Annotated in this window: 18 protein-coding genes; 14 read left to right on the plus strand and 4 right to left on the minus strand. The window is 74.1% G+C overall.

What is annotated here, in order from left to right; genetic code table 11:
- Positions 1-131 precede the first annotated feature (131 nt).
- From ACZ56L_RS14870 to ACZ56L_RS14880, 3 genes are read right to left on the minus strand one after another with little or no spacing between them, the layout of a single operon-like run.
- Complete coding sequence (locus tag ACZ56L_RS14870; RefSeq protein WP_345222919.1) at positions 132-362, minus strand: hypothetical protein; 231 nt, start codon at positions 360-362, stop codon at positions 132-134.
- Positions 363-382: 20 nt separating this feature from the next.
- The gene (gene malQ, locus ACZ56L_RS14875) at positions 383-2,959 is read right to left on the minus strand and encodes a 4-alpha-glucanotransferase (RefSeq protein WP_471064251.1); all 2,577 of its coding nucleotides are present in this window, start codon (positions 2,957-2,959) and stop codon (positions 383-385) included.
- Complete coding sequence (locus ACZ56L_RS14880) at positions 2,960-3,205, minus strand: hypothetical protein (RefSeq protein WP_345222917.1); 246 nt, start codon at positions 3,203-3,205, stop codon at positions 2,960-2,962.
- Positions 3,206-3,568: 363 nt separating this feature from the next.
- On the opposite strand from ACZ56L_RS14880, the gene ACZ56L_RS14885 reads away from it, so the two are divergent.
- On the plus strand, positions 3,569-6,541 hold the full coding sequence (locus ACZ56L_RS14885; RefSeq protein WP_471064253.1) for a beta-N-acetylglucosaminidase domain-containing protein: 2,973 nt from the start codon (positions 3,569-3,571) through the stop codon (positions 6,539-6,541).
- Between the two features lie 246 nt (positions 6,542-6,787).
- On the opposite strand, the gene ACZ56L_RS14890 is transcribed toward ACZ56L_RS14885, so the two are convergent.
- On the minus strand, positions 6,788-7,324 hold the full coding sequence (locus tag ACZ56L_RS14890) for an HNH endonuclease (RefSeq protein WP_345222915.1): 537 nt from the start codon (positions 7,322-7,324) through the stop codon (positions 6,788-6,790).
- Positions 7,325-7,567: 243 nt separating this feature from the next.
- On the opposite strand from ACZ56L_RS14890, the gene ACZ56L_RS14895 reads away from it, so the two are divergent.
- From ACZ56L_RS14895 to ACZ56L_RS14955, 13 genes are all read left to right on the plus strand, one after another.
- Positions 7,568-8,683, plus strand: coding sequence for a mechanosensitive ion channel family protein (locus tag ACZ56L_RS14895; RefSeq protein WP_471064256.1), 1,116 nt, complete (start codon positions 7,568-7,570; stop codon positions 8,681-8,683).
- Between the two features lie 218 nt (positions 8,684-8,901).
- On the plus strand, positions 8,902-10,098 hold the full coding sequence (locus tag ACZ56L_RS14900) for an ROK family transcriptional regulator (RefSeq protein WP_345222909.1): 1,197 nt from the start codon (positions 8,902-8,904) through the stop codon (positions 10,096-10,098).
- A gap of 59 nt (positions 10,099-10,157) precedes the next feature.
- On the plus strand, positions 10,158-11,492 hold the full coding sequence (locus tag ACZ56L_RS14905; RefSeq protein WP_345222904.1) for an ABC transporter substrate-binding protein: 1,335 nt from the start codon (positions 10,158-10,160) through the stop codon (positions 11,490-11,492).
- A gap of 7 nt (positions 11,493-11,499) precedes the next feature.
- Complete coding sequence (locus tag ACZ56L_RS14910; RefSeq protein ID WP_345222902.1) at positions 11,500-12,468, plus strand: carbohydrate ABC transporter permease; 969 nt, start codon at positions 11,500-11,502, stop codon at positions 12,466-12,468.
- A gap of 5 nt (positions 12,469-12,473) precedes the next feature.
- A complete protein-coding gene (locus tag ACZ56L_RS14915; RefSeq protein ID WP_345222899.1) occupies positions 12,474-13,373 on the plus strand; it encodes a carbohydrate ABC transporter permease in 900 nt (299 codons plus the stop codon).
- Positions 13,374-13,385: 12 nt separating this feature from the next.
- A complete protein-coding gene (locus ACZ56L_RS14920; RefSeq protein ID WP_471064259.1) occupies positions 13,386-14,651 on the plus strand; it encodes a 6-phospho-beta-glucosidase in 1,266 nt (421 codons plus the stop codon).
- Positions 14,648-15,634 (plus strand): N-acetylglucosamine kinase, encoded by a 987-nt coding sequence (locus tag ACZ56L_RS14925; protein WP_471064261.1) that lies wholly within the window; start codon positions 14,648-14,650, stop codon positions 15,632-15,634. The genes ACZ56L_RS14920 and ACZ56L_RS14925 overlap by 4 nt, the downstream gene beginning before the upstream one ends.
- Before the next feature lie 457 nt (positions 15,635-16,091).
- Positions 16,092-17,516, plus strand: coding sequence for a hypothetical protein (locus ACZ56L_RS14930; RefSeq protein WP_401761410.1), 1,425 nt, complete (start codon positions 16,092-16,094; stop codon positions 17,514-17,516).
- 65 nt (positions 17,517-17,581) lie between these two features.
- Positions 17,582-18,706, plus strand: a complete 1,125-nt coding sequence (locus tag ACZ56L_RS14935) for a glutamate ABC transporter substrate-binding protein (protein WP_471064263.1) — start codon at positions 17,582-17,584, stop codon at positions 18,704-18,706.
- Positions 18,707-18,778: 72 nt separating this feature from the next.
- Entirely contained in the window at positions 18,779-20,170 is a 1,392-nt protein-coding gene (locus ACZ56L_RS14940) for a coiled-coil domain-containing protein (RefSeq protein WP_401761300.1), read from the plus strand.
- Positions 20,167-22,887 carry a serine/threonine-protein kinase gene (locus ACZ56L_RS14945; RefSeq protein WP_471064265.1) on the plus strand — a complete coding sequence of 907 codons (2,721 nt, stop codon included), beginning with the start codon at positions 20,167-20,169 and terminating at the stop codon, positions 22,885-22,887. Before ACZ56L_RS14940 ends, ACZ56L_RS14945 begins: the two co-directional genes overlap by 4 nt.
- A 2-nt stretch (positions 22,888-22,889) precedes the next feature.
- Entirely contained in the window at positions 22,890-24,350 is a 1,461-nt protein-coding gene (locus ACZ56L_RS14950) for a protein phosphatase 2C domain-containing protein (RefSeq protein ID WP_471064267.1), read from the plus strand.
- Between the two features lie 108 nt (positions 24,351-24,458).
- Positions 24,459-25,817, plus strand: a complete 1,359-nt coding sequence (locus ACZ56L_RS14955; RefSeq protein WP_345222886.1) for a vWA domain-containing protein — start codon at positions 24,459-24,461, stop codon at positions 25,815-25,817.
- The last annotated feature ends 98 nt before the right edge of the window (positions 25,818-25,915 follow it).

A 25,915-nucleotide genomic window follows, 5' to 3' on the forward strand; every position in this document is an offset into this window, starting at 1 on the left:
GGTGAGGTTGTAAACCTAGGCTGGGGGGGAAAACAAAGGAGGGGGGGGGGGAGGAAAAAGAGGGGCGGCGCCTCTCCCCCCCCCCCTTTTTTGCCGCCCCCCCGCCGCCCTCGGAGAGGCGAAGTCCGGTGTCAGGCCTGCTTGCGCGACTTGTCGAGCACCATCACCAGGCCGGCGATGACCACGAACAGGCCGATCGGGGCGGCGACGAAGAGACCGAGGGTCTCCGCGACGCTCAGGCCCTTGCCCGGGTCGTCACCGTCGTCCCGTACGGCCGCGAGCGCGGGAGACGACAGGAGCAGCATCATCAGCGTCGTACCGGTCGCGACAGCGCCGGCGCGCAGAGCGTTCTTCTTGTCCACGGTGCAAAAGTAGCGAACGACTAAGCGGGGCGCTCGCCCGGGGGTGCCGTAAGGGGTTTCGCCCCCGCTTCCGTGCCGGTGCCGGACGCCTCGCGGAACACCTCCATCAGGGCGTGCAGCCGGGGCGAGGCGACCAGTTCCTCCAGGGTCAGGGGACGGCCGGCGGCGTCCGCGAGGGGCAGCCGCCAGTTGGGGTACTGGTCCCAGGTGCCGGGCAGGTTCTGCGGGCGGCGGTCGCCCACGGTGTCGGGCAGCCAGATGCCGACCATGCGGGCGGGGGTGCGCAGCAGGAAGCGGTGCACGGCCCGGATCGCGGCCTCCTCGTCCCCCCCGCCCTCGGGCAGCAGGCCCAGCCGGGTGAGACAGGTGAGCCAGTCGGCGACTTCCGCGGCGTCCTCGGCCCGCTCCTCCTCCAGGGGGCGGGTGAGCAGGCCGAGGCGGTGGCGCAGGGCGACGTGGTCGCCGGTGAGGCGGGCGGCGGTGGACGGCAGGTCGTGGGTGGTGGCGGTGGCGACACAGCCCTCGCGCCAGGCGTCGGGGGGCAGCGGGCGGCCGGTGCCGGCCCAGTCCCGTTCGAACCACAGCACGGAGGTGCCGAGCACGCCGCGCGCGGCCAGCGCGTCGCGCACGCCGGGCTCGACGGTGCCGAGGTCCTCGCCGACGACGACGGCCCCGGCGCGGTGCGCCTCCAGGACGAGGACGGCGAGCATGGCCTCGGCGTCGTACCGGACGTACGCCCCCTCGGTGGGCGGCAGGCCCGCGGGCACCCACCAGAGCCGGAAGAGGCCCATCACGTGGTCGATGCGGACGGCGCCGGCATGCCGCAGGAGGTTGCGCAGCAGACTGCGGTACGGGGCGTAGCCGGTCGTGGCGAGCACGTCGGGCCGCCAGGGCGGCAGGCCCCAGTCCTGGCCGTGGGCGTTGAAGGCGTCCGGGGGCGCGCCCACCGACATGCCGGACGCGTACGCCTGGGCCTGCGCCCAGGTGTCGGAGCCGTCGGGGTGCACGCCGACGGCCAGGTCGTGCACCAGGCCGACGGCCATGCCCGCCTCCCGGGCGGCGCGCTGGGCGGCGGCGAGCTGGCGGTCGGTGTCCCAGACGGCCCGGCAGTGGAAGTCGACCAGGCCGGCCAGCGCGGCGCGCTCCCGCGCGGTGTCGGCGGAGGCGCGGTCGGCGAGTGCGCCGGGCCAGCGGGCGCGGTCGGGGCCGTAGGTGTCGACCAGGGCGCACCAGGTGGCGTGGTCCTCCAGGGCGGTGCCCTGTTCGGCGAGGAAGTCGCGGTAGGCGGCGCGTCGGCCGGGGCCCAGCGGCACCGTGTACAGGATCTCCAGCGCCTCGCGCTTGAGCGCCCAGACGGCGTCCCGGTCGAGCAGGGCGCCCTCGGACAGCACCCCGTCGCGCAGGGCGGCGGCCCGGGCGACGAGGCCGTCCAGGCGGGCGCGGTCGCCGGGGCCGGTGACGTGAGCGAACTCGGGGACGTCCTCGATCCGCAGGTGCACCGGGTCGGGGAAGCGCCGGGAGGAGGGACGGTAGGGGGAGGGGTCGGTCGGGGCGCCGGGGACGGCGGCGTGCAGCGGGTTGACCTGCACGAAACCCGCGCCGACGGACCGTCCGGCCCAGGCGGCGAGTTCGGCGAGGTCGCCGAGGTCGCCCATGCCCCAGGAACGGGTGGACAGCAGCGAGTAGAGCTGGACCAGGAAGCCGTGCCGGGGGCCTTCGGGGGCGACCGTGCGGGCGGGCGCGGCGACGAGGTGGCAGGAGGACTCGCGGCCGTCGGGCAGGACGGCCGACAACCGGTGGACGCCGGGCGGCAGTTCGGCCCAGGGGGCGCTCCCGGCGGCGGGGGCGGAGCTGTCGCGGCGGGCGGGGGCCGGGACGGACCAGGTGCGGGTCTCGCCCTGTTCGGTGCTGACGCGCAGCGCGGTGCCTCCGGGGAGCGCCGTGAGGGCCCCGGGGGGCTCCTGGGCGTCCTGCCACAGGACGAGCGTGGGCGGGAGCACCGCGCTGTCGGCGCGGGCGTCGTGGGCGGCGAGCGCGGCGTCCACGGCCTCGGGGGTGCGTGCGTCGACGTCCAGGGCGGCGAGCACGGCGACGACGGTGGCCTCGGGGACGTGGACGGTGCGGCCCTCGGAGGGCGCGTAGGAGACGGCGACGCCGTGCAGGGCGGCGAGCCGGGCCAGCGGGGCGGCGACGGCGGGGGCGTCGGAGGGGCCGGGCGCCGTGGGCGCGTCGGGAGCCTCGGACGACGCGGTGGCGGCCGGGTGGGGGGCGGCGGGCCGGTCGGGATCAGCCGGTGCCGCGGAGAAGGGCGTGCCGGAGACGGGCGGCGGGTCCGCCGCGGCCGGGTCCGGGTGTCCGCCGGGCGCGGGGTCCGGCCCGGCGGCGCCGTTCGGCCGGGCGTCCGCGGCCGGGGGTTCCGGCGGGTCGGCGGCGGGCCGGGGCGGTGGCGCCGGGGCCGGGCGCGGCTCCGCCGGCGGTGTGCCGGGCGCACGGCTCTGGCCGGCCCGGTCGGGCTGTCCCGGCGCGTCGGGCGCCCCGGGCGTGTCGCGCGGAACCGGCGGCCGGTCGTCGGGCGCCGTTCCCCCTGCTGCGGTCATTCAGATCCCCGGGTGCTGGTACTCCGTGCCGGACGCGGTGCCGTACGAGGTCGGTTCGCTGGTGAGGGGCGTCGCGTCGGTGAGCGGAGGCTCGCTGGTGAGCGGCGCGGCGTCGGCGAGGGGCGGCTCGCTGGTCAGGAGCGGCTCGGCGCCGCAGCCACAGGCGCAGGACCCGTCGAGGACGGAGTCGGGGCCCGAGACCTGTGGGGACAGGGCGGACAGGAGGAGCTGGGCGGAAGCGGCCACGGAGGCCTCCCTCGGTGGGGGACGCGGACTTCAGCGTCTCTACCCACCGGGCGGAGCCGCAGACCTTTCCCGTACGGGAACGTGATCCGGGTCACATTACTTCCTCCGATGGGCAGTCGGCGCAAGAAGTGGAAGGAATCGGACGCACGGCCGCAGACTGTCCGGCACATCCGCCGTGCGCGGGCGGAACGCCGGTGGCGCCCGCATTGACACTGTCGGCACACGGGTGATGGGCTCGGCGCGCGCGGGTAACGGAACGATCAATGCCGCACGCCGGCGCGGGCGCGGACGGGCGGCGACGGCGATGCGCCGCGGCCGTCCGCCGCGGCGGCGCGCGGCACGTGAGCACAGAGGAGTACTGGGGTGCAGTTGGGGCGCAGAAGGGGCGCGACCGCCGTCGCGCTCGCCGTGATGGGCGGCCTGCTCGGCGGTGCGCCGGGCGCGGCGGCCGCTCCGCCCGCCCCGGACCTGCCCGCCCCCGCGTCGCGGGACCAGGACAGCGACGGCGCGCCGCCGGCGGTGTGGCCGCGCCCGCAGACGGTGCGTGCCGCCGGCCCCGCCGTTCCGGTGGGCGACGAGGCGGTGCTGGTGGTCGCGCCGGGCACCGACGCGTACGCGGTGAACGCGTTGCGCAGCGTGCTGCGGGGCGCGGGCGCGCACACCCTCTACGAGGTGGCCCCGGGCGAGCCGCTGCCGCCGCGCGGTCTGGTCGTACGGGCCGGGGCGGCCGACGAGGCGATGGCGGCGCTGCGCGCGCCGGCGACGGCCGATCTCCCGCGGGGGGGTTACCGGATCGCGGTGGGCCGGTTCGGGGGGCGCGACACGGTGGCGCTGGACGGCGTCGGCGCGGACGGCGTCTTCCACGCGGCGCAGACCCTGCGGCAGCTGGTCCGCACGGACGGCGCGCGCACCGCCGTCGCCGGCGTCGTCGTGCGGGACTGGCCGGGGACGGCCGTGCGCGGCATGACGGAGGGCTTCTACGGGCGGCCGTGGACCACCGAGCAGCGGCTCGCCCAGATCGACTTCATGGGCCGCACCAAGCAGAACCGTTACCTGTACGCGCCCGGGGACGACCCGTACCGCCAGGCGCTGTGGCGCGATCCGTACCCGGTCGCCGAGCGCGCCTCCTTCCGGGTGCTCGCGGAGCACGCGCGGCGCAACCACGTGACGCTGGGGTGGGCGGTGGCGCCGGGGCAGGCGATGTGCATGTCCGACGACCGGGACGTGCGCGCCCTCACCCGCAAGGTGGATGCCATGTGGGCGCTGGGGGTGCGGGTCTTCCAGCTCCAGTTCCAGGACGTCAGCTACAGCGAGTGGCACTGCGGTCAGGACGCCGACGTGTTCGGGTCGGGCCCGGCGGCCGCGGCGAAGGCGCACGCGCGGGTGGCGAGCGCGGTGGCCCGCCACCTCGCGGACCGGCATCCGGGCGCGGAGCCGCTGTCGCTGATGCCGACGGAGTTCTACCAGGACGGCGCCACGGAGTACCGGCGCGCGCTGGCCGCCGAGCTGGACGGGCGGGTGCAGGTGGCGTGGACCGGGGTGGGCGTGGTGCCGCGCACCATCAGCGGGCGCGAACTGGTCACCACCCGGGAGGCGTTCGGCCATCCGCTGGTGACGATGGACAACTACCCGGTCAACGACTACGCGCAGGACCGCATCTTCCTCGGCCCCTACACCGGCCGCGAACCGGCCGTGGCGGGCCGCAGCGCCGCGCTGCTGTCGAACGCCATGGAGCAGCCCTCCGCGTCCCGCATTCCGCTGTTCACGGCCGCCGACTTCGCCTGGAACCCACGCGGCTACCGGCCGCAGGAGTCCTGGCGGGCGGCGGTCGACGACCTGGCGGGCGACGACGCGCAGGCCCGGGAGGCGATGCGGGCGTTCGCCGGGAACCACGCCTCCTCGATCCTGGACCCGCACCACGAGTCGGCGTACCTGCGTCCCTTGATGGACGCGTTCTGGGCGTCGCGCTCGTCGGCCGACGCCGGTCCGCGGAACGCGGCGGCACAGCGGCTGCGGGCCGCCTTCACGGTGATGCGGGAGACCCCGCGGCGGCTCGGCGCCGCCGCCCAGGGCGCCTTCGACGACGAGGTGCGGCCGTGGATCGAGCGGTTCGCCCGGTACGGGCAGGCGGGCGAGCAGGCCGTGGACATGCTCCAGGCGCAGGCCGCCGGGGACGGCGCGGGCGCCTGGCGGCACTCGCGGGCCCTGGACGCCTCCCGGAAGGCGCTCAGCGCGCCCCGGGTGACCGTCGGCAAGGGCGTGCTGGACCCGTTCCTGTCGAAGGCGGTGCGGCAGGGCGCGGCCTGGACCGGCGCCGACCGCGAGCCGGGGCAGGTGACCGAGGGGCCCGGCACGTACACCGTGCGGCTGGGCCGGGCGCGTCCGGTGTCGACGGTCACGACGATGGCCGCCCCCGGTGCCACCGACGCCGCCGTGGAGGTGCACGTCCCCGGCGAGGGGTGGCGGCGGGCCGGGGCGCTCACGGCGGACGGCTGGACGCAGACGCCGGTGGGCGGCACGCGCGTGGACGCGGTGCGGCTCGCCTGGCAGCGGCAGGCTCCCCGGGTGCAGCGGGTGGTGCCGTGGTACGCGGACGAGCCGGAGGCCAGGCTCGCGCTGTCGCGGGCGGAGATCGACGCGGAGATCGGCGGGCCGCCGGTGCGGGTGCGGGCGGCGCTGACCGGGCAGCGGCCCGGCGAGGTGCGCGGGGAGCTGGTCGCGAGGGCTCCCCGGGGCATCGAGGTGCTCGCGCCGAAGGCGACGGTGGTGCCGCGCGGCACGGACGCCTCGGTGCCGCTGGACGTCAGGGTCGCGAAGGACGCCCCGGCGGGCGAGTACCGGATTCCGGTGTCCTTCGGCGAGGGGGCGGAGCAGACGCTCGTCGTGCGGGCGGCTCCCCGTACGGCGGGGCCCGATCTGGCGCGTACGGCGCGGATCTCCTCCTCGGGGGACGAGACGGCGGACTTCCCGGCGTCGGCCGCGGCGGACGGCAGGGCCGGCACGCGCTGGTCGTCGCCGGCGGGGGCGGGCGCCTGGTGGCAGGCGGAGCTGGCGCGGCCCACGCGGGTGGGCCTGGTGTCCTTGCGCTGGCAGGACGCGTACGCGACGGCGTACCGCGTCCAGGTGTCGGCGGACGGCCGCACCTGGCGCACGGCGGCCACCGTCCGGGACGGCCGCGGGGGTGCGGAGACGGTGCGCTTCGACGCACGGGACGTGAGGTTCGTCCGGGTGCAGGGCGACAGGCGGGCGACCCGGTTCGGGTACTCGCTGTGGTCGGTCGAGGTGTACGCGGTGGCGGAGGAGGAGCGGGAGCGGGGGCGCGAGCGGGGTGAGTGAGCGTGCGCCCGCGGTCCGGCAGGGGTGGATGAGCGTTCACCCTCCGACCGGGCCGGGTGAGTGAGCGTTCGCCTGCGGTCCGGCAGGGGTGGATGAGCGTTGACCCTCCGACCGCGCCGGGCGAGTGAGCGTTCACCCTCCACCCGGGCCACGCGAGTGAGCGTTCACTCACCTCAAGCCCGTGGTGAGTGAACGCTCACCCGCCCCGCACGGCGGGTGGGCGAGCGCCGACGAAAGAGCCCGGTCTCAGGCGGAGACGCCGTCGATCCGGGCCAGGGCGTCGTCCGCGCCGAAGGGCTGGAGGTACGGCAGCCAGCGCGGATCGCGGTGCCCCGTCCCGATGATGCGCCAGGCCAGCCCCGACGGCGGGGCGGGCTGGTGGCGCAGGCGCCAGCCGAGTTCCAGCAGGTGCCGGTCGGCCTTGACGTGATTGCAGCGACGGCAGGCCGCCACCACGTTCTCCCAGGCGTGCTGTCCGCCGCGACTGCGCGGAATGACGTGGTCGACGCTGGTTGCGACGCCACCGCAGTACATACAGCGCCCGCCGTCCCTGGCGAAGAGCGCACGGCGGGTGAGCGGAACGGGCCCCCGGTAGGGGACCCGCACGAAGCGTTTGAGCCGGACCACGCTGGGCGCGGGGACGGCCCGGGTCGCGCTGTGCAGGAAGGCGCCGGACTCCTCGAGGCACAGGGCCTTGTTCTCCAGGACGAGGACGAGCGCGCGGCGGAGCGGTACGACGCCGAGGGGCTCGTACGACGCGTTGAGTACCAGGACATGCGGCACGGATGCCTCCTTGTACGCCGGCGGCGCGTGGCTCGCGCCGGGACGATTCCCGAACAGTCTCCCCTCATGCCTGGTCGTGGCGCCACCACGTCCGGGTAATGGGCCCGACGTGTTGTGCGCCACAGCGGGGAACCGGCCGCGGAGGTGTCCGGAACCACAGGCCCGGCGCCCCGATGTCAACAAGGTGTGCCACCTTGCCCCGTTAGTGTGGTGGGCCTGCCACATCGCATGGAGGTGCCCGAGGTGTCCTGGTCCGCCCTACTGGCCGCAGGTCCGCCCGCCGATCCCGGCACGTTCGACGAGGCGGCGGAGAAGGCCGGCAACGCCGCGAGCTGGGTGGAGCAGAACTGGTCCACCTGGCTGAACGTGGGCCTGCGCATCCTGCTCATCGTGATCATCGCGACGGTGCTGCGGACGGTCATCCGGCGCACCATCACCAAGCTCATAACGCACATGAACAACAGCGCGCAGGCGGTGGAGGGCACCGCGCTCGGCGGGCTGCTGGTCAACGCCGAGCGCCGCAGGCAGCGCTCCGAGGCGATCGGCTCGGTGCTGCGCTCGGTGGCGTCGTTCCTGATCCTGGGCACCGCGGCACTGATGGTGCTGGGCGCCCTGAACATCAATCTGGCACCGCTGCTGGCGTCCGCGGGTGTCGCGGGCGTGGCGCTCGGTTTCGGCGCCCGCAACCTGGTCACCGACTTCCTGTCCGGCGTCTTCATGATCCTGGAGGACCAGTACGGCGTCGGCGACACCATCGACGCCGGGGTGGCGAGCGGCGAGGTCATCGAGGTGGGGCTGCGCGTCACCAAGCTGCGCGGCGACAACGGCGAGATCTGGTACGTGCGCAACGGCGAGGTCAAGCGGATCGGCAACCTGAGCCAGGGCTGGGCGACCGCCGGCATCGACGTCCAGGTCCGCCCGACGGAGGACCTGGAGCGCATCCGCGAGGTGCTCGCCGAGGTCGCCGACGAGATGGCGAAGGCCGAGCCGTGGAACGAGCGGCTGTGGGGTCCCATCGAGGTCCTGGGCCTGGACTCGGTGCTGCTGGAGTCGATGATCGTGCGCGTGTCGGCGAAGACGATGCCGGGCAAGGCGCTGGGCGTGGAGCGCGAGCTGCGCTGGCGGGTCAAGGCGGCCTTCGACAAGGCGGGCATCCGGATCGTCGGCGGCCCCGAGGCGGTGCCCGAGGCGGAGGCGGCCGACCCGTCGGCGGGTGTCGCCGCCCCGTCCGCCATGGCCAACCCGCTGTCCCCGCAGTCGATGGCGGCCAACCCGATCCCGCCCGCCGGCGCGACGCCCGGCCCGGGCCCGGCCGCACCGGCTCCGGCGCCGGCCGCGCAGCCGAACCTGAACAAGTAGGTACCGGCCCGCCCGGTGTCGTACCGCGCGAAAAGCGCAAAAGGCACAACAGCCCCAGGAACACCTTTCTGCGCCCCCGCAGGTAACGCTTTGGTTGCCTCGGGGGCGCTTCCCATTGACGGGCCTTTCACCTGCGCCTTACGTTCCTCGCACCGAATAGGAAACTTTCCTAACAACGTGGTTGGGGAGCAGGCAGCCGAAAGGCGGGTGAGGGCGTCATGGCCACGACTCCGGGCACACCGAGTGTGCTGCGCGCGATGAACGACCGGGCGGCGCTCGATCTGCTGCTGGCGCACGGCCCGCTCTCCCGCACCCGGATCGGCAAGCTCACCGGGCTCTCCAAGCCGACCGCCTCCCAGTTGCTGGCCCGCCTGGAGGCCGCCGGGCTCGTCGTCGCCACCGGCACCACCGAGGGCCGCCCGGGACCCAGCGCGCAGCTGTACGCGGTCAACGCGGGCGCCGCGCACGTCGCCGCCCTGGACGTCGACCCCGGCCGCATCCGGGCCGCCGTCGCCGACCTCACCGGCGAGACGGTGGGCAGCTTCGAACTGGCCACCCCCGGACGGGCGTCGACGGGGGTCGTGAGCCAGGTGACGCAGGCGGTCGAGGGCGCCGCGAAGGACGCCGGCCTGACCACGGCCGGCCTGCACCGGGTCGTCATCGGCACCCCCGGCGCGTTCGACCCGAGCACCGGGCGGCTGCGGTACGCCTCGCACCTGCCGGGCTGGCACTCCCCCACACTGCTCGACGAGCTGGCGGCGGCGCTGCCGATGCCGGTGGAGTACGAGAACGACGTGAACCTGGCGGCGGTCGCCGAGCAGCGGCTCGGTGCGGCCCGGGGCCACGGGGACTTCGTCCTGCTGTGGGCCGACGCCGGTCTCGGCGCCGCCCTGGTGCTGGGCGGGCGGCTGCACCGCGGCTGGACCGGCGGCGCGGGCGAGGTCGGCTTCCTGCCGGTGCCCGGCGCCCCGCTGATCCGCCGGGTGGCGCAGGCCAACGGCGGCGGCTTCCAGGAGCTGGCCGGCGCCGTCGCCGTACCGAGGATCGCCAAGGGCCTCGGGCACCAGACGCCGGAGCAGCCCGCCGTGGAGGTCGCCGTGGACCTGCTGGAGCGGGCGGCGTGCGGGGAGGCCGGGCTGTGCGGACTGCTGCCCGAATACGCGCACCGGCTGGCGGTGGGGCTGGCGTCCGTGGTGGCGGTGCTGGACCCCGAACTGATCGTCCTGTCCGGTGGGCTGGCCGTCGCCGGCGGTGAACCCCTGCGCTCGCTCGTGCAGACGGAGCTGGCCGACCTGGCCGCGCCCCGCCCCCGTCTGGTGCTCGGTGAGATCCACCGGAGCCCCGTGCTGAGAGGTGCGCTGCAGAGCGCCCTGGAGGCCACCCGGGACGAAGTGTTCGACACCTCCTCCCGCTAGTCCCCCGTCCCTGCCCGCCTCGTCCCGTCCTGCCCCGTCCTGTCCCTGGGAGCTTTGCCATGCGCAGAAACCGCCGTCTGACCGCCGCCGCCGTCGCCGTCGCGTCGATCTCCGTTCTCGCCACCGCCTGTACCGGCTCCGCCGAGAACGTGGCGAAGGACGACCCGAACGCCAACACCACGATCAACTTCTGGCACGGCTGGAGCGCGCCCAGCGAGGTCAAGGCGATCAAGGAGAACGTCGACCGGTTCGAGAAGGCGCACCCGAACATCAAGGTGAACGTCGTCGGCAACGTCAACGACGACAAGCTCAACCAGTCGCTGCGCAGCGGCGGTTCCAAGGGCCCGGACGTGGTGTCGTCGTTCACCACGTCCAACGTCGGGAAGTTCTGTTCCTCGGGCGCGTTCGCGGACCTGAAGCCGTTCATCGAGAAGTCGAAGCTGGACCTGGAGAAGACCTTCCCGAAGGTCATGCTCGACTACACCCAGTTCGAGGGGAAGCGCTGCGCGCTGCCGCTGCTGGCGGACGCGTACGGCCTGTACTACAACAAGGACGCCTTCGCGAAGGCCGGCATCAAGGAGGCCCCGAAGACGTACTCGGAGCTCCTGACGACGGCGAAGGCGCTGACGAAGACCAAGGGCGACAGCTACGAGCAGCTCGGCTTCATGCCGAACTACCACGGCTACGAGACGACCACCGAGCACTACCTCGGCTCGTGGGGCCCGGCGTACTTCGACAAGAACGGCAAGTCGGCGGTGGCGACGGACCCGGCGTTCGCGGAGATGTTCACGGCGCAGAAGAAGCTCGTGGACGGGCTGGGCGGCTTCGACAAGCTGGAGAAGTACCGCAACACCTTCGGCGACGAGTTCAGCGCCAAGCACCCCTTCCACACCGGCCAGGTCGCCATGCAGCTGGACGGCGAGTGGCGGCTGGGGATGGCGAAGGACGCCAAGGTGCCCTTCGAGATCGGTGTCGCGCCGATGCCGGTGCCGGACAACCGGGTCGGCGACTACGGCAAGGGCTTCCTGTCGGGCACGGTGCTGGGCATCGCCCCGCAGAGCAAGAAGCAGAACGCCGCGTGGGAACTCGTGAAGTTCATGACGACCGACACCAAGGCGGTCGTCGAGTTCTCCAACGGCATCCACAACGTGCCCTCGACGTTCGAGGCGCTGAAGTCGCCGGACCTGAAGAACGACCCGGCGTTCAAGACCTTCCTGGACATCGCCCAGCACGCGAAGTCCAACACCCCCTCGGGCGCGGTCAACGGCGCCTCGTACCTCAACACCCTCCAGGAGTTCGGCTTCCAGTACGAGAAGGGCGCGGAGAAGGACCTGAAGGCCGGTCTGGAGCGCACCGCGAAGCAGATCGACACCGACATCGCGAAGGCGAAGTAGTCCGCGCATGACCACCCACACGCTCGACACGAAGCGCGGGGCGCCGGCCCTGGCCGCGAAGCGCCGGAAGGCGGCCCTGCGCACGGCGGCCTTCATGTCCCCGTGGCTGATCGGCTTCGCGGTGTTCTTCGCGTACCCGCTGGTCTCCACCGTGTACTTCTCGTTCACCAAGTACGACGGCTTCGGCGTCCCGGTCTTCAACGGACTCGACAACTGGAGCTACGTCTTCCAGGACTATCCGAACTTCTGGCCGGCGATGCGCAACACGCTGTGGCTGGTCGTCGTGATGGTGCTGTGCCGGGTCGTCTTCGGCCTCGGCGTCGGCCTGCTCATCACCAAGATCAAGACGGGTACGGGAGTCTTCCGCACCCTCTTCTACCTGCCGTACCTGGCGCCCCCGGTGGCCGCCACGCTCGGTTTCGTGTTCCTGCTCAACCCGGGCACCGGGCCGGTCAACGAGATCCTGTCCTCGCTCGGCGTCCCCGCGCCGAACTGGTTCACCGACCCGGCCTGGTCGAAGCCGGCGCTCACCGTCCTCGCGGTGTGGGGCATCGGCGACCTGATGGTCATCTTCATGGCCGCGCTCCTCGACGTGCCGAAGGAGCAGTACGAGGCGGCGGAGCTGGACGGCGCGTCGTCCTGGCAGCGGTTCCGCTTCGTGACGCTGCCGAACATCTCGCCCATCGTGCTGTTCGCCGTCGTCACCGGTGTCATCCAGGCGATGCAGTACTACACGCAGCCCCTGGTGGCGGGAAAGGTCGCCTCCGGCGTCATCGGGAACTCGGGCCAGCAGTTCGAGCCCGGCTTCCCCGACAAGTCGACCCTGACCCTCCCGCAGCTCGTCTACAACCTCGGCTTCCAGCGTTTCGACTACGGCGCCGCCGCGGTCGCCGCACTCGTCCTGTTCGTCCTCGCGATGGCCTTCACGGCCCTCCTGATGCGACGTCGTGGCGGCCTCCTCCAGGCAGGTGACTGATGTCCGTGTCCACCTCGACACTCGAACGACCGCTCAAGACCCCCGAGCCCGCCCCCACCCCCGCGCACCGCACCGCCCGCCGCAGGGCGGCGCTGCACTGGATCGGCGTGCACTCCCTGGGCATCGCGGTCGCGCTGTTCTTCGTGCTGCCGTTCGTCTTCCTGCTGCTCACCTCGTTGATGAGCGACGCGCAGGCGCTCACCAGCGACCTGGTGCCGCACACCTGGCAGTGGAGCAACTACGTCAAGGTCTTCGAGACGCCGGGCTTCCTGACCTGGTGGAAGAACAGCCTGCTGTACGCGGGCCTGGGCACCGTCCTGACGGTGGTCTCCTCGGTCCCCGTCGCGTACGCGCTCGCCAAGTTCCGCTTCCGCGGGCGCAATCTGTCGCTGCTGCTGGTGATCTCGATGATGATGCTGCCGCAGCAGGTCGTCATCATCCCGATGTACCTGTTCTGGTCGAAGCAGCTCGACCTCACCGGCACCCTGTGGCCGCTGATCATTCCGCTCGCGTTCGGGGACGCCTTCTCCATCTTCCTGCTGCGGCAGTTCCTGCTGACCATCCCCAACGAGTACCTGGACGCGGCGAAGGTGGACGGCTGCGGCGAATTCCGCACGCTGGTCCGCATCGTGCTGCCGATGGCCAAGCCCGGCATCGCGGCGATCGCCCTGTTCCAGTTCTTCGCCCTGTGGAACGACTACTTCGGCCCGCAGATCTACGCCTCGGAGAACCCGGCGGCGTGGACGCTGAGTTACGGCCTGGAGTCCTTCAAGGGCGCGCACCAGACCAACTGGAATCTGACCATGGCCGCGACCGTCCTGGTCATGGCCCCCGTGATCCTCGTCTTCTTCTTCGCCCAGAAGGCGTTCGTCGAGGGTGTCACGCTGACCGGAGTGAAGGGCTAGGTCATCACACTCATGAAGCTCGCAGTAGTCGGTGGAGGCTCCACCTACACCCCCGAGTTGATCGACGGTTTCGCCCGGCTGCGGGACACGCTCCCGATCTCCGAGCTGGTCCTGATCGACCCGGCGGCCGACCGCCTGGACCTGGTGGGGGGGCTGGCCCGCCGGATCTTCGCCAAGCAGGGCCACCCGGGCACCATCACCACCACCTCCGACCCGGACGCGGGCGTCGCGGACGCCGACGCGGTGCTGCTCCAGCTCCGGGTGGGCGGCCAGGCGGCCCGCGAGAAGGACGAGACGTGGCCGCTGGAGTGCGGCTGCGTCGGCCAGGAGACGACCGGCGCCGGCGGCCTCGCGAAGGCGCTGCGCACGGTCCCGGTCGTCCTGGACATCGCCGAGCGGGTGCGCCGCCGGAACCCGGACGCCTGGATCATCGACTTCACCAACCCCGTCGGCATCGTCACCCGCGCCCTGCTGAACGCCGGGCACAAGGCGGTCGGCCTGTGCAACGTGGCGATCGGCTTCCAGCGGAAGTTCGCCGCGCTGCTCGACGTCACCCCCGCCGAGATCCACCTCGACCACGTGGGCCTCAACCACCTCACCTGGGAGCTGGGGGTACGGCTGGGCGGCCCGGACGGCGAGAACCTGCTGCCGAAGCTGATCGCCGAGCACGGCGACGCCATCGCCGCCGACCTGCGCATGCCGCGCACGGTCGTCGACCGCCTGGGCGTCGTCCCCTCGTACTACCTGCGCTACTTCTACCAGCACGACGAGGTCGTACGGGAGCTGGGCACGAAGCCCTCGCGGGCGGCGGAGGTGGCCGCGATGGAGCGGGAGCTGCTGGCGCTGTACGGCGACCCCGCGCTCGACGAGAAGCCGGAGCTGCTGGCCGGACGCGGCGGCGCCTTCTACTCGGAGGCGGCCGTGGACCTCGCGTCCGGGCTGCTGGGCGGCGGCGGATCACCGGTGCAGGTGGTCAACACGTACAACAACGGCACCCTGCCCTTCCTCCCCGACGACGCGGTGATCGAGACGCAGGCGCGGATCGGCGCGGGCGGGGCGACGCCGCTCCGGACGCCGCCGCTGGACCCGATGTACGCGGGGCTCGTCGCGCACGTCACGGCGTACGAGGACCTCGCCCTGCAGGCCGCGCTGCACGGCGGCCGCGAGCGGGTCTTCAAGGCACTGCTCGCGCACCCCCTGGTGGGGCAGATCGAGTACGCGGAGGCGCTCACGGACAGACTGATCGCGCACAACAGGGAGCACCTGGCGTGGGCGTGAGCACTCCCCCGCACCGGTTCGAGGACGGCAGCGTCCTCGCGATCGACGCGGGCAACAGCAAGACCGACGTCGCCGTGATCGGTGCGGACGGCCGGGTCCTGGGCACCGGCAGGGGCGGCGGTTTCCAGCCGCCCCTGGTGGGGGTCCAGGTGGCGGTCGACGTGCTCGCGGGGGCGGTCGCGCAGGCGCTGTCGACGGCCGGCGTGCCGGGCGTGGACCACGTCTCGGCGTGCCTGGCCAACGCGGACCTCCCGGTGGAGGAGCGGGAGTTGGCGACGGCGGTGCAGGCGCGCGGCTGGGGGCGCACGACGGAGGTGTACAACGACACCTTCGCGATCCTGCGCGCCGGGGTGGACGAGCCGCGCGGTGTGGCGGTGGTGTGCGGGGCGGGCATCAACTGCGTCGGCATGCTGCCCGACGGACGCACGGCCCGCTTCCCGGCGATCGGGAAGATCTCCGGGGACTGGGGCGGCGGCGGGGGTCTCGCCGACGAGGCGATGTGGTCCGCGTCGCGGGCGGAGGACGGGCGGGGCGAGCCGACGGCCCTGGCGACCGTGCTGCCCGCGCACTACGGGGTGGAGTCGATGTACGCCCTGGTGGAGGCGCTGCACCTGGGGCGCATCCCCGCGGTGCGGCTGCACGAGGCGGCGCCGCTGGTGTTCGCGGTGAGCGCCGCGGGGGACGCGGTGGCGCGCGGGCTGGTGCACCGGCTCGGGGACGAGGTGGTCGCGATGGCGTCCGTGGCGCTGGAGCGGCTCGACCTCCTGGAGGACGAGGCGCCGGTGCTGCTCGGCGGGAGTGTGCTGGCGGCGCGGCATCCGGAGCTGGACACGCGGATCCGCGCCCTGCTGGCGGAGCGGGCGCCGAAGGCGGAGGTGCGGGTGGTGACGGCGGCGCCGGTGCTGGGGGCCGCGCTGCTGGGGCTGGACGCCGTGGGGGCGGGGGGCGGTGTGCGGCGGGTGGTGCGGGAGCACTTCGCGTAGGGGGTACGGGGGTACGGGGACGGGCCGGGGCTTCCTGGACGGGCGTCCGGCACAGGCGCTCACGCGAGGGGCGGCACCCGGGTGGGCCGGGAGCGGGAGGGACCGCCCCCTTGCCCGCCCTCCCCCGAGCTCTCGGCTTCGCTCGAACAGGGCGCACCCCCCTCGCTCCCGGGGGCCCCGCTGCCCGAGGGGCTGGAGAGGCTGCGAGGCCCAAGGGGGCAGGGGGCATGGTCCGGGGGCGGATCGGCGCATAGGATCGGACGTGAAGTGGCATGTCCCTGGCGCGAATTGGGCAACGAACGGACCCCCTCCCGGGTTCGGTACGGGAACCAAACGGATCTCTGCGACGTATTCATGTCGAGGGGGCCTGCCGGAGGGCGGGCCAGCCGTCCACGACCGAGGGGGAGGTCTCGTGGCACACCCGCCGACGGGCGGCCCAGGGGGGACCGCCGTGGCTGTGACGCCGACCGCGCCCGGGGCGCCCGCACCCGGCGCGCCCGCGTCCGGACCGCCGGCACCCGGAGCGGCCGCCTCCGGCCCGTCCGGGCCGCTGCCGCCGCACCACCCGCCGCCCGCCCGCCGCACCGCCTGGTCCGAGGGCGTGGAGAAGCTGCGCGCCGCCGCGACGACCGAGCCCGGCCGGCTGCGGATCATCGGGGCCGCGCTGGCCGCGCTGGTGATCGCGTTCGGGGCGGTGACGGCCTGGCAGGTCGCCGACCGCGAGTCCGCCGCCGACGACGTGGTGGTGCGCAGCCAGCCGCTGTCCGCCGACGCGGCGAGCATCTACCGCGCGCTGGCCGCCGCCGACACGGCCGCCGCCAGCGGTTTCCTCGCGGGCGCACAGGAACCGCCGTCGGTGATCAAGCAGTACAACGACGACATCGCGGAGGCCTCCGGCCTGCTGGTGAAGGCCGCGGCCAACACCTCCAGCGCGAGCACCTCGGGCCGGCAGATCGCCCGGCTCAACCAGTTGCTCCCCACGTACACGGGCCTCGTCGAGCGCGCCCGCGCCAACAACCGCCAGGGCCTGCCGCTGGGCGGCGCCTACCTGCGGTACGCGAACGAGCGGATGACGACGCAGTTGCTGCCCGCCGCGAAGAAGCTGTACGACGAGGAGACGGACCGCCTCTACCGGGACTACGACGACGCGACGGCCTGGCCGTTCGTGGCGCTCGGGCTCGGCGTGCTGGCGCTGGGCGGCCTCGGCTGGGCGCAGTTGCGCAACTACCGCCGTACCAACCGGGTGTTCAACCACGGCCTGCTCGGGGCGTCCGTCGCCTCGCTCGCCGTACTGCTGTGGCTCGCGGTCGGGCACGCGCTGGCGTCGTCCGGGCTGGACGACTCCAGGACGTACGGGCAGGAGTCGCTGAAGGTGCTCAGCGACGCCCGGATCAGTTCGCTCCAGGCCCGGGCGAACGAGAACCTCACCCTGGTCTCGCGCGGCGCGGTCTCCACCGCGGCCGGCGGCGACAAGTACGAGGCGGACTACACGAGCGGCATGGCCGACCTGGAGAAGCAGCTCACCCGGGCCGGGCAGCTCGCCGACGACGACGGGGGCAAGGGCCCGGTGCAGAAGGCCGCGGAGAGCGTGAAGGTCTGGAAGACCCAGCACAAGGACGCCCGGGCGACCGACGACCAGGGCGACTACGACGCGGCGCTGGAGAAGGTGATCGGCGCGAGCGACTCGACCGGCCAGTCCTTCGGCAAGGTCGACCAGGCGCTGGCGGCGGCCCTGGAGTGGGAGCGGCGCGAGTTCACCGAGGCGGCCGAGGACGGCCGGGGCGCCCTGTCCGGGCTGGCGGCCGGGGCGGCCGTGCTGGCCGTGCTGGCCGCCGCCGCGGCGCTGCTGGGCATCGGGCGCAGGCTTTCGGAGTACAGGTGATGAGGGGGATGAGGGGACGCGACGCGCACGGCGCGCACGAGGACGCGGCGGCCACAGGGAGTGCGATGAGCAGGCACGGAGCCGGGTCCGGCGCCGACGACACCGGTACGCACGGCGACGGTTCGCCGCCCGCGGGGGCCCGCGCGCTGCCCGCGGGCGACGGTGCGCCCCGCCCGGGAGCCGCTTCCCCGCACGCGGGCGACAGCGCACCGCACCCCGCCGCCCGCACCCTGCGCGGTGGCTGGCGGCTCGGGCTCGTCGCGCTGGGGGCGGCGGTGGCCCTCACCGCGGGGGCCGCGGTGCTGCCGCTGCCCGCGCAGGCCGGTCCGGACACGGTGACGGCCGCGCACGGCACCGCGGCCGCGGCCGCCGCGAAGGCCCCCGACTGCCAGAATCCCGAGCGGAGCCTGCGTGCGGACTCGGCGGACGGCCCGACGATCGAGAAGATCAAGGCGCGCGGCAAGCTGATCGCGGGCGTCGACCAGAACAGCTTCCGGTGGGGCTACCGCAATCCGGCCACCGGCCGGCTCGAAGGCTTCGACATCGACATCGTCAAGGCCATCGCGAAGGAGGTGCTGGGCGATGAGAACGACGTCATCTACCGGGCGATACCCACCAACCAGCGCATTCCGCTGCTGGAGGCCGGGAAGATCGACATCGTGGTGCGCACGATGACGGTCAACTGCGACCGGATCCGGAAGGTCGCGTTCTCCCACGCCTACTTCCAGGCCGGCCAGCAGGTGCTGGCCCCCAAGGAGTCCGGGATCACCGGGCACGACGCCTCCCTGAAGGGCAAGAAGGTCTGCACGGCCAGGGGCTCCACCGCCCTGGACGCCATGAAGAAGGAGTCGTACGGGGCGCTCTTCAACACCCCCGAGCTGCTCGTCCCCAACCAGTTGGACTGCCTGGTGCGGCTCCAGCTCGGCCAGGTCGACGCGATCGTCACGGACAACGCGCTGGCGGCGAGCCAGGCGGCGCAGGACCCGGCGATCGAGCTCAAGGGCACCGAGCCGTTCACCGAGGAGTTCTACGCCGTCGCGACGAACAAGGAGGCCTCCGACCTGGTGCGCCGGATCAACAAGGTGCTGGCCGCCTACGGCAAGGGGCCGTGGCAGGAGTCGTACCGCGCGTGGCTGTCGGAGGACCTCAAGGGGCTCACCGGGCCGCCGGAACCGAAGTTCCTCGACTGAGCCCCGGGCGGGAGAGCGCCGTACCGGCACCACACGCAGCACCAGGCACACCGGAAGCAGGAGAGGTGATCGATGGGCGTCGCGGGATCGTCCCCCGGCCCGGCGGGCAGCGCCCGGGGCCCGGTGTTCGACCGGGACCTGGCCGACCGCGCGCTGGCGCGGCTCGGCGCCGAGCACGAGGCGATCGAGACGTCACTGCTCGCCCTCCAGGACCATGCGGGCCGGCGCCTGCTGGAGGGCGCGGAGCTGACCGGGGTCACCAAGGACCGGTGGGCGTCCGCCGAGCAGTCGATCGCACTGCTGTGGACGTACTTCGACGCGTACGCGGCGGCGCTCGCCCACGCCCGTGACGTACGGGCGCGGCGGCGCTGGCCGAGCCGCGAGGACCTGGTGGAGCTGACCGACGTCCTCACCGGCACGGGCGTCACCGTCTCCGGCGGCGCGCACGCGCACGGCGCCCCGCCGTCGGTCAACGGCCCGGCGAAGCTGTCCGAGCAGTTCTCGCTCGCCGATCTGGTCGCCCGGATGAACGAGCTGTACGCCGCGTCCCTGGACATGGTGGTGGCGGCCGACGCGGTGTGGTCGGCGCTGCCGGCCCGGATAGACCTGCTGGCGGCCGAGCTGCACCGCACGCGTTCGCTGGCGCACTCGGTGGGGGTGCGTCCCGGGGAGCACCCGGCGGGCGACGACCTGGAGTCGATCACCCGGGAGCTGGCGGCGCTGCGCGCCCAGGTGGTGTCGGACCCGCTGGCCTTCTGGCGCCCCGCGCCCGGCAGTTCGGCGCCCGGCGGCGGCCGCCCCGACACCGACCGCTACGACCGTGCGGCGCGCGCCCTGGAGGACGTGCGCCGGGAGGTCGACGCGGTGCTGACCGTACGGCAGGACGCCGAGCAGCGTCTCGTACGGCTGCGGGACGTGCTCTCGCGGGCGGACCGCACCCTCGCCGAGGCGCGGTCCGCGCGCGGCGAGGTGCTCGCGAAGATCGCCGCCTCCGAGGTGCCCGCGGTGAGCGGCCCGCCGACCGCCCTGCAGGAGCTCCTGGCGACGGCCGCCGAGTACCGCAGGCGCGCCCAGTGGCACCGGCTGTCGCCGCTGCTGGAATCGCTGGAGCGGGACGCCGAGAACGAACTGCTGCGCGCCCGCGAGTCGTTGACGGCCGTGACCGCCCCGCTGGCGGTCCGCGCCGAGCTGCGCGGCAGGCTGGACGCGTACCGGGCGAAGGTGGCCCGGCACGGCATGGCCGAGGACCCGCAGCTCGTCGAGCGCTACGACGCGGCCCGCCGGATGCTGTGGAGCGCGCCCTGCGACCTGCGGGTCGCCGAGCAGGCGGTGCTGCGCTACCAGGAGACGGCGCGGGACGTCCTCGCGCCCGGCCCGGCCGGGCCCGCCGCGCGTTCCGCGACCGGCCCCGCCCCGGCTGCCACGTACGAGCCCAACGACCGCACCGACGGGGGAAACCGATGAGTACGACCTGCCAGCGCCCCGGCTGCGGGGGCGCCTACGAGGACATGGGCGGCGGCGAGCTGTACTGCGACACCTGCGGGCTGGCCCCCGTGGTGTCGCCGAACGGGATGATCGCCCCGACCGCCACCGGCGTCACCGGCGGCGGCAGGGCGTCGTCCCGGGGCTCGGGCAGCGGCTCGGCGCAGTCCGGGTCGCGCGCCTCCTCGCAGGCGTCCCGCTCGTCGCGCTCGTCGACCTCCCGCCGCTCGGTGTCCGGCAGGCTCTCGCGCGCGCTCACCGGCTCGACGGCGTCCCGCTCGGTGTCCGTGCGCTCCTCGGGGAAGTCGACCGCCGCCTCCGGCCGCAGCCGGCTCGGCGCGGGCCTGGTCAGCGTGCCCGAGGTGCCGCGCCCCGACCCCCGCACGGCGATCATGGACAATCCGGAGGTGCCGGAGCGCAAGCGGTTCTGCTCGCGCTCGGAGTGCGGTGCGCCGGTGGGCCGTTCGCGCGGCGCCAGGACGGGCCGCACCGAGGGCTTCTGCACCAAGTGCGGCAACCCGTACTCCTTCGTGCCGAAGCTGAACGCCGGTGACGTGGTGCACGGCCAGTACGAGGTCGTGGGCTGCCTGGCGCACGGCGGCCTGGGCTGGGTCTACCTCGCCGTCGACAAGGCGGTCTCGGACCGCTGGGTGGTCCTCAAGGGCCTCCTGGACACCGGCGACCAGGACGCGATGGCCGCCGCGATCTCCGAGCGCCGCTTCCTCGCCGAGATCGAGCACTCCAACATCGTGCGCATCTACAACTTCGTGGAGCACCTGGACACCCGCACCGGCTCCCTCGACGGCTACATCGTCATGGAGTACGTGGGCGGCAAGTCGCTCAAGGAGATCGCCAACGAGCGCCGCGACGCCGGCGGCAAGCGCGACCCGCTGCCGGTCGAGCAGGCCTGCGCGTACGGCATCGAGGCGCTGGAGGCCCTGGGCCACCTGCACAGCCGCAACCTGCTCTACTGCGACTTCAAGGTCGACAACGCGATCCAGCAGCAGGACCAGCTCAAGCTGATCGACATGGGCGCGGTGCGCCGCATGGACGACGACGAGTCCGCGATCTACGGCACGGTCGGCTACCAGGCCCCCGAGGTCGCCGAGCTCGGCCCCTCGGTCGCCTCGGACCTGTACACGGTGGCGCGCACGCTCGCCGTCCTCACCTTCGACTTCCAGGGCTACACGAACGTCTTCGTGGACTGCCTCCCGGACCCGGACAACATTCCGGTCTTCCACCAGTACGAGTCCTTCTACCGCCTGCTCGTACGGGCCACCGACCCCGACCCGGCCCGCCGGTTCGCCTCCGCTTCGGAGATGGCCGACCAGTTGACCGGGGTGCTGCGGGAGGTCGTGGCGCTCCAGACGGGCAGGCCGCGGCCGTCGCTGTCCACGCTGTTCGGCCCGGAGCTGCGGGTCACGGACACCGGACTGTTCGCGGAACTGACGGGTTCCGTCTCGCAGTTGGGCGTACGGTCGCTGCCCGCGCCGCGCCGGACCGGGCGGGGCGCGGCACGGCGGCAGGGGGCCCCCGCGCCGGTCCCGGCGCAGCAGGGCGCGCCGCCCGCCCCCTCCGCCCCGCAGAGCGCCCCGGCCGGCCGGCCGGGCGCGCCGCTCCCGGCGCAGGCCGCCGCGTACGCCCCCACGCAGGGCGCGCTCCCCCTGCCGCCGCAGGCCCCCGGCGCGCCGCCCGCGCCGCAGGCCCCGCCCGGCGCCGCCCCGGTCGCGGCCGGCGCGGCCGGTTCCGTCGCGCCGGAGAACGCGCCCTCGTACCTGGTGTCCCTGCACTCCGCCACCACCGCGCTGGCCCTGCCGGTGCCCCGGGTGGACCCGAACGACCCCAACGCCGGGTTCCTGGCGGGTCTGATGGCCTCCGCCCCGGCCGAGCTGCTCACGGCGCTCCAGCAGGCGCCGGGCGACTCGGTGGAGCGGCGGCTGCGCGAGCTGCGGGCCCGCCTGGAGATGGGCGACGCGCCCACCGCCGCGCAGACCCTGGCCGACCTGGAGGCCGCCTACCCGGACGACTGGCGGGTGGTCTGGTACCGGGGCGTCGCCGCCCTCGCGGCCGGCGACAACGAGACGGCCGCCCTGTCCTTCGACGCGGTCTACGACGCGTTCCCCGGCGAGGCCGCGCCGAAGCTGGCGCTCGCGGTGTGCGCGGAGGTGCTGGGCCAACTGGACAACGCCGCCGAGTACTACCGCCTGGTGTGGACGACGGACCCCTCCTTCGTGAGCGCCGCCTTCGGCCTGGCCCGGGTGCAGCTCGCGGCGGGCGACCGGACCGGGGCCGTGCGGACGCTGGAGTCGGTGCCCGAGGCGTCGATCCACTACACGGCGGCCCGGGTGGCGGCCGTCCGGGCGAGGCTGCGGCGGCGCGCCGCGCACGAGCCGTTGATCGACGACCTGCTGGCATCGGCGGCGCAGGTGGAGGCCCTCCAGGGGTTCGGCCTGGACGCCGTGCGGCGGGAACAGCTGGCCACCGAGGTGCTGGGTACGGCGCTGGACTGGGTACTCTCCGGTGGGCACGGGGCCCGCCCCGTGCAGACCGCGCTGCTCGGCAGCCCGCTGGACGAACGGGGCCTGCGTTTCGGGCTGGAACGCTCGTACCGGGTGCTCGCACGGCTCGCGCAGCGCGGCGACGAGAGGATCGACCTGGTGGAGCGGGCCAACCGCCTCCGCCCCCGGACTTGGGTGTGATGATGTCGCAGACGCACCAGTTGTCGGCCTGCCCCCGCTGCGAGGAGCCGCTGGAAGCGGGCGACTCGTTCTGCGAGGAGTGCGGGTACGACCTGACGGCGGTGCCGGAACCCCCGGCCGACCGGCCGACGGTGGCCGTCGGGAGCCACGACCCGGGACCGTACGGGCCCGGGTCCCCGGCGCCGGGGCGCGGGGCCGACGGCGGCGGCACGGACCGCCCCGCGGGCACGGAGCCGGCCGCCGGGGCGTACGCGGGCGCCGGGCAGCCCGCGCATCCGCCGACCCGGGACGCCTCCGCACCGGACTTCGGCCCGGGGCACCCGCGGGGCGCCGCAGGCCCGCAGGGCCCCGGGCACCCGCAGGCCGCCGCAGACCCGCAGGGCCCCGGACACGGGCAGGGCTCCGGGCACCCGCAGGGCTCCGGCGTGCCGGACGACGACGGCGGCGAGGAGACCGCGGACATGCCCGTCGTGGAGCAGCCGGACCGGCCGGCCGGCGACGACTACCCCCTGCCCGCCCCCGCGCCCGCCGCCGCCCAGAAGGTGTGCGTGGCCTGCCGGGCCGGGCGCATCGACACCGACGGCTACTGCGAGAACTGCGGCCACGCCCAGCCCCGCGAGCGCGACCACCAGGAGTACGAGCTGGGCACGGTCGCCGCGGTCAGCGACCGGGGGCTGCGCCACCACCGCAACGAGGACGCATTCGCGGTCTCGGAGGCGGCGCTCGCGGACGGCTCGACCGCCACGATCGCCGTGGTCTGCGACGGGGTGTCCTCCGCGACCCGCCCCGACGAGGCGTCCGCCGCCGCAGCGGCCGCAGCCGACGCCTCGCTCCGGGCGGCGCTGCCCCGCGGCACGCACCCCCAGCAGGCCCTGCACGAGGCGATCCTGGCGGCCGCCGAGGCGGTCAACACGCTCGCCGCGCAGCAGGCGCAGCCCATGGAGCACGATCCCCACCGCCACCAGAACGCGCCCGCCTGCACCCTGGTCTCCGCGATCGTCGCCGGCGGCCTGCTGGTCGTCGGCTGGATCGGCGACAGCCGGGTGTACTGGGTGCCCGACGACCGCTCCGCCCCGCCGTCCCGGCTCACCGAGGACGACTCGTGGGCGGCGCAGATGGTGGCGGCGGGTCTGATGGGCGAGGCCGAGGCGTACGCCGACGACCGGGCGCACGCGATCACCGGCTGGCTGGGCGCGGACGCGTACGAGATCGATCCGCACACCGCCTCGTTCAAGCCGGACCGGCCGGGAGTGGTCGTCGTCTGCACGGACGGGCTGTGGAACTACGCGGAGTCCGCGCACGAGATGGCGCGGGCGGTCCCCCCCGACGCCGGGACCCGGCCGCTGCACAGCGCGCAGGTGCTGGTCGGGCACGCGCTCGACGGCGGGGGCCACGACAACGTAACAGTGGCGGTCGTGCCGTTCCCAATGCCGTCGCAGGGGGCAGGCTCCGCCTACGCGTAGGCGGGCGTCCCCCACGGACGCCCGTCGCCGGGCCGGCCGCCCCTCGCCCCCCACCCACAGGATTCCGCAGGTTCGCACTCTCCGCAGGACTCACCAGGAGCCGATTCGATGGCCAATTTCGCCAAGTCCAACGTGCCGCAGTTCTCCGTCGACGTGTACCAGAACGAGTTCCTGCCGGAGGGCGGCCGGGAGGTCAACGCGATCGTCACGGTGACCTCGACCGGCGGCGGCACCAGCGGCGGCGCACCCCTGACGGGTGCGTCCGGCGCGCCCTCCGCGATACCCGGAGCCGACCCCGCGGCGGCCGTGGTGATCATGGTGGACTGTTCCGGTTCGATGGACTACCCGCCGACGAAGATGCGCGGCGCCCGGGACGCCACGGCCGCGGCGATCGACGCGCTGCGCGACGGGACCGCCTTCGCGGTGGTCGGCGGCACCCATCTGGCCAAGGAGGTCTACCCGGGGCAGGGCAGGCTGGCGGTGGCCGACGCGACCACCCGCGCCCAGGCCCAGGGGGCGCTGCGCTCGCTCACCGCGGGCGGCGGCACCGCGATCGGCACCTGGCTGCGGCTGGCCGACCGGCTCCTCGCCACCTCGCAGGCCCCGATCCGGCACGGCATCCTGCTGACCGACGGCCGCAACGAGCACGAGTCGCCCCAGGACCTGGCCGCCGCGCTGGAGGCCGTCGCGGGCCGTTTCACCTGCGACGCCCGCGGGGTGGGGACGGACTGGGAGGTGAAGGAGGTCACCGGCATCGCCTCCGCGCTCCTCGGCACGGCGGACATCGTCGCGGACCCGGCGGGGCTCGCCGCGGACTTCACGCGGATGATGGAGAACGCGATGGGCAAGGAGGTCGCGGACGTGAACCTGCGGCTGTGGACCCCGGTCGGCGTGGAGATCAAGTTCGTCAAGCAGGTCGCCCCGACGGTCGAGGAGCTGACCTCCCGCAGGAGCGAGGCGGGTCCCCGCGCCGGAGACTACCCGACGGGTTCCTGGGGCGACGAGTCGCGCGACTACCACGTGTGCGTGACGGTGCCGCAGGCCGGTGTGGGCCAGGAGATGCTGGCCGCGCGGGTCTCGCTGATCCTCCCGGACGCGGCGGGCGGCGCCCCGACGACCCTGTCGCAGGGGCTGGTGCGCGCGGTGTGGACGGACGACATGGCGGCCTCCACCTCGATCAATCCGCAGGTCGCCCACTACACGGGTCAGGCGGAACTCGCGCAGGCGATCCAACAGGGGCTGGATGCCCGGAAATCGGGCGATTTCGACGGCGCCACGGCCAAACTGGGACGGGCGGTGCAGCTCGCGGCGGCCTCGGGGAACGCGGATACTGCGAAACTGCTTGCGAAGGTGGTGGACGTCGTCGACGAGGCGACGGGTACTGTGCGGCTGAAGGCGAAGGTCGCGGAAGCGGACGAGATGACTCTCGAAACCCGGTCCACGAAGACCGTCCGAGTAAAGAAGTAAATCCAGTACAACCGTTTTCGATCACGAGTTGTCTCAAGGGATCCACGGATTTCACGAGACTGTGTACGGCCTGCGGGCCGGACGAGGAGAGGGGGAAG

It is taken from the genome of Streptomyces sp. NPDC039736, assembly GCF_055596485.1.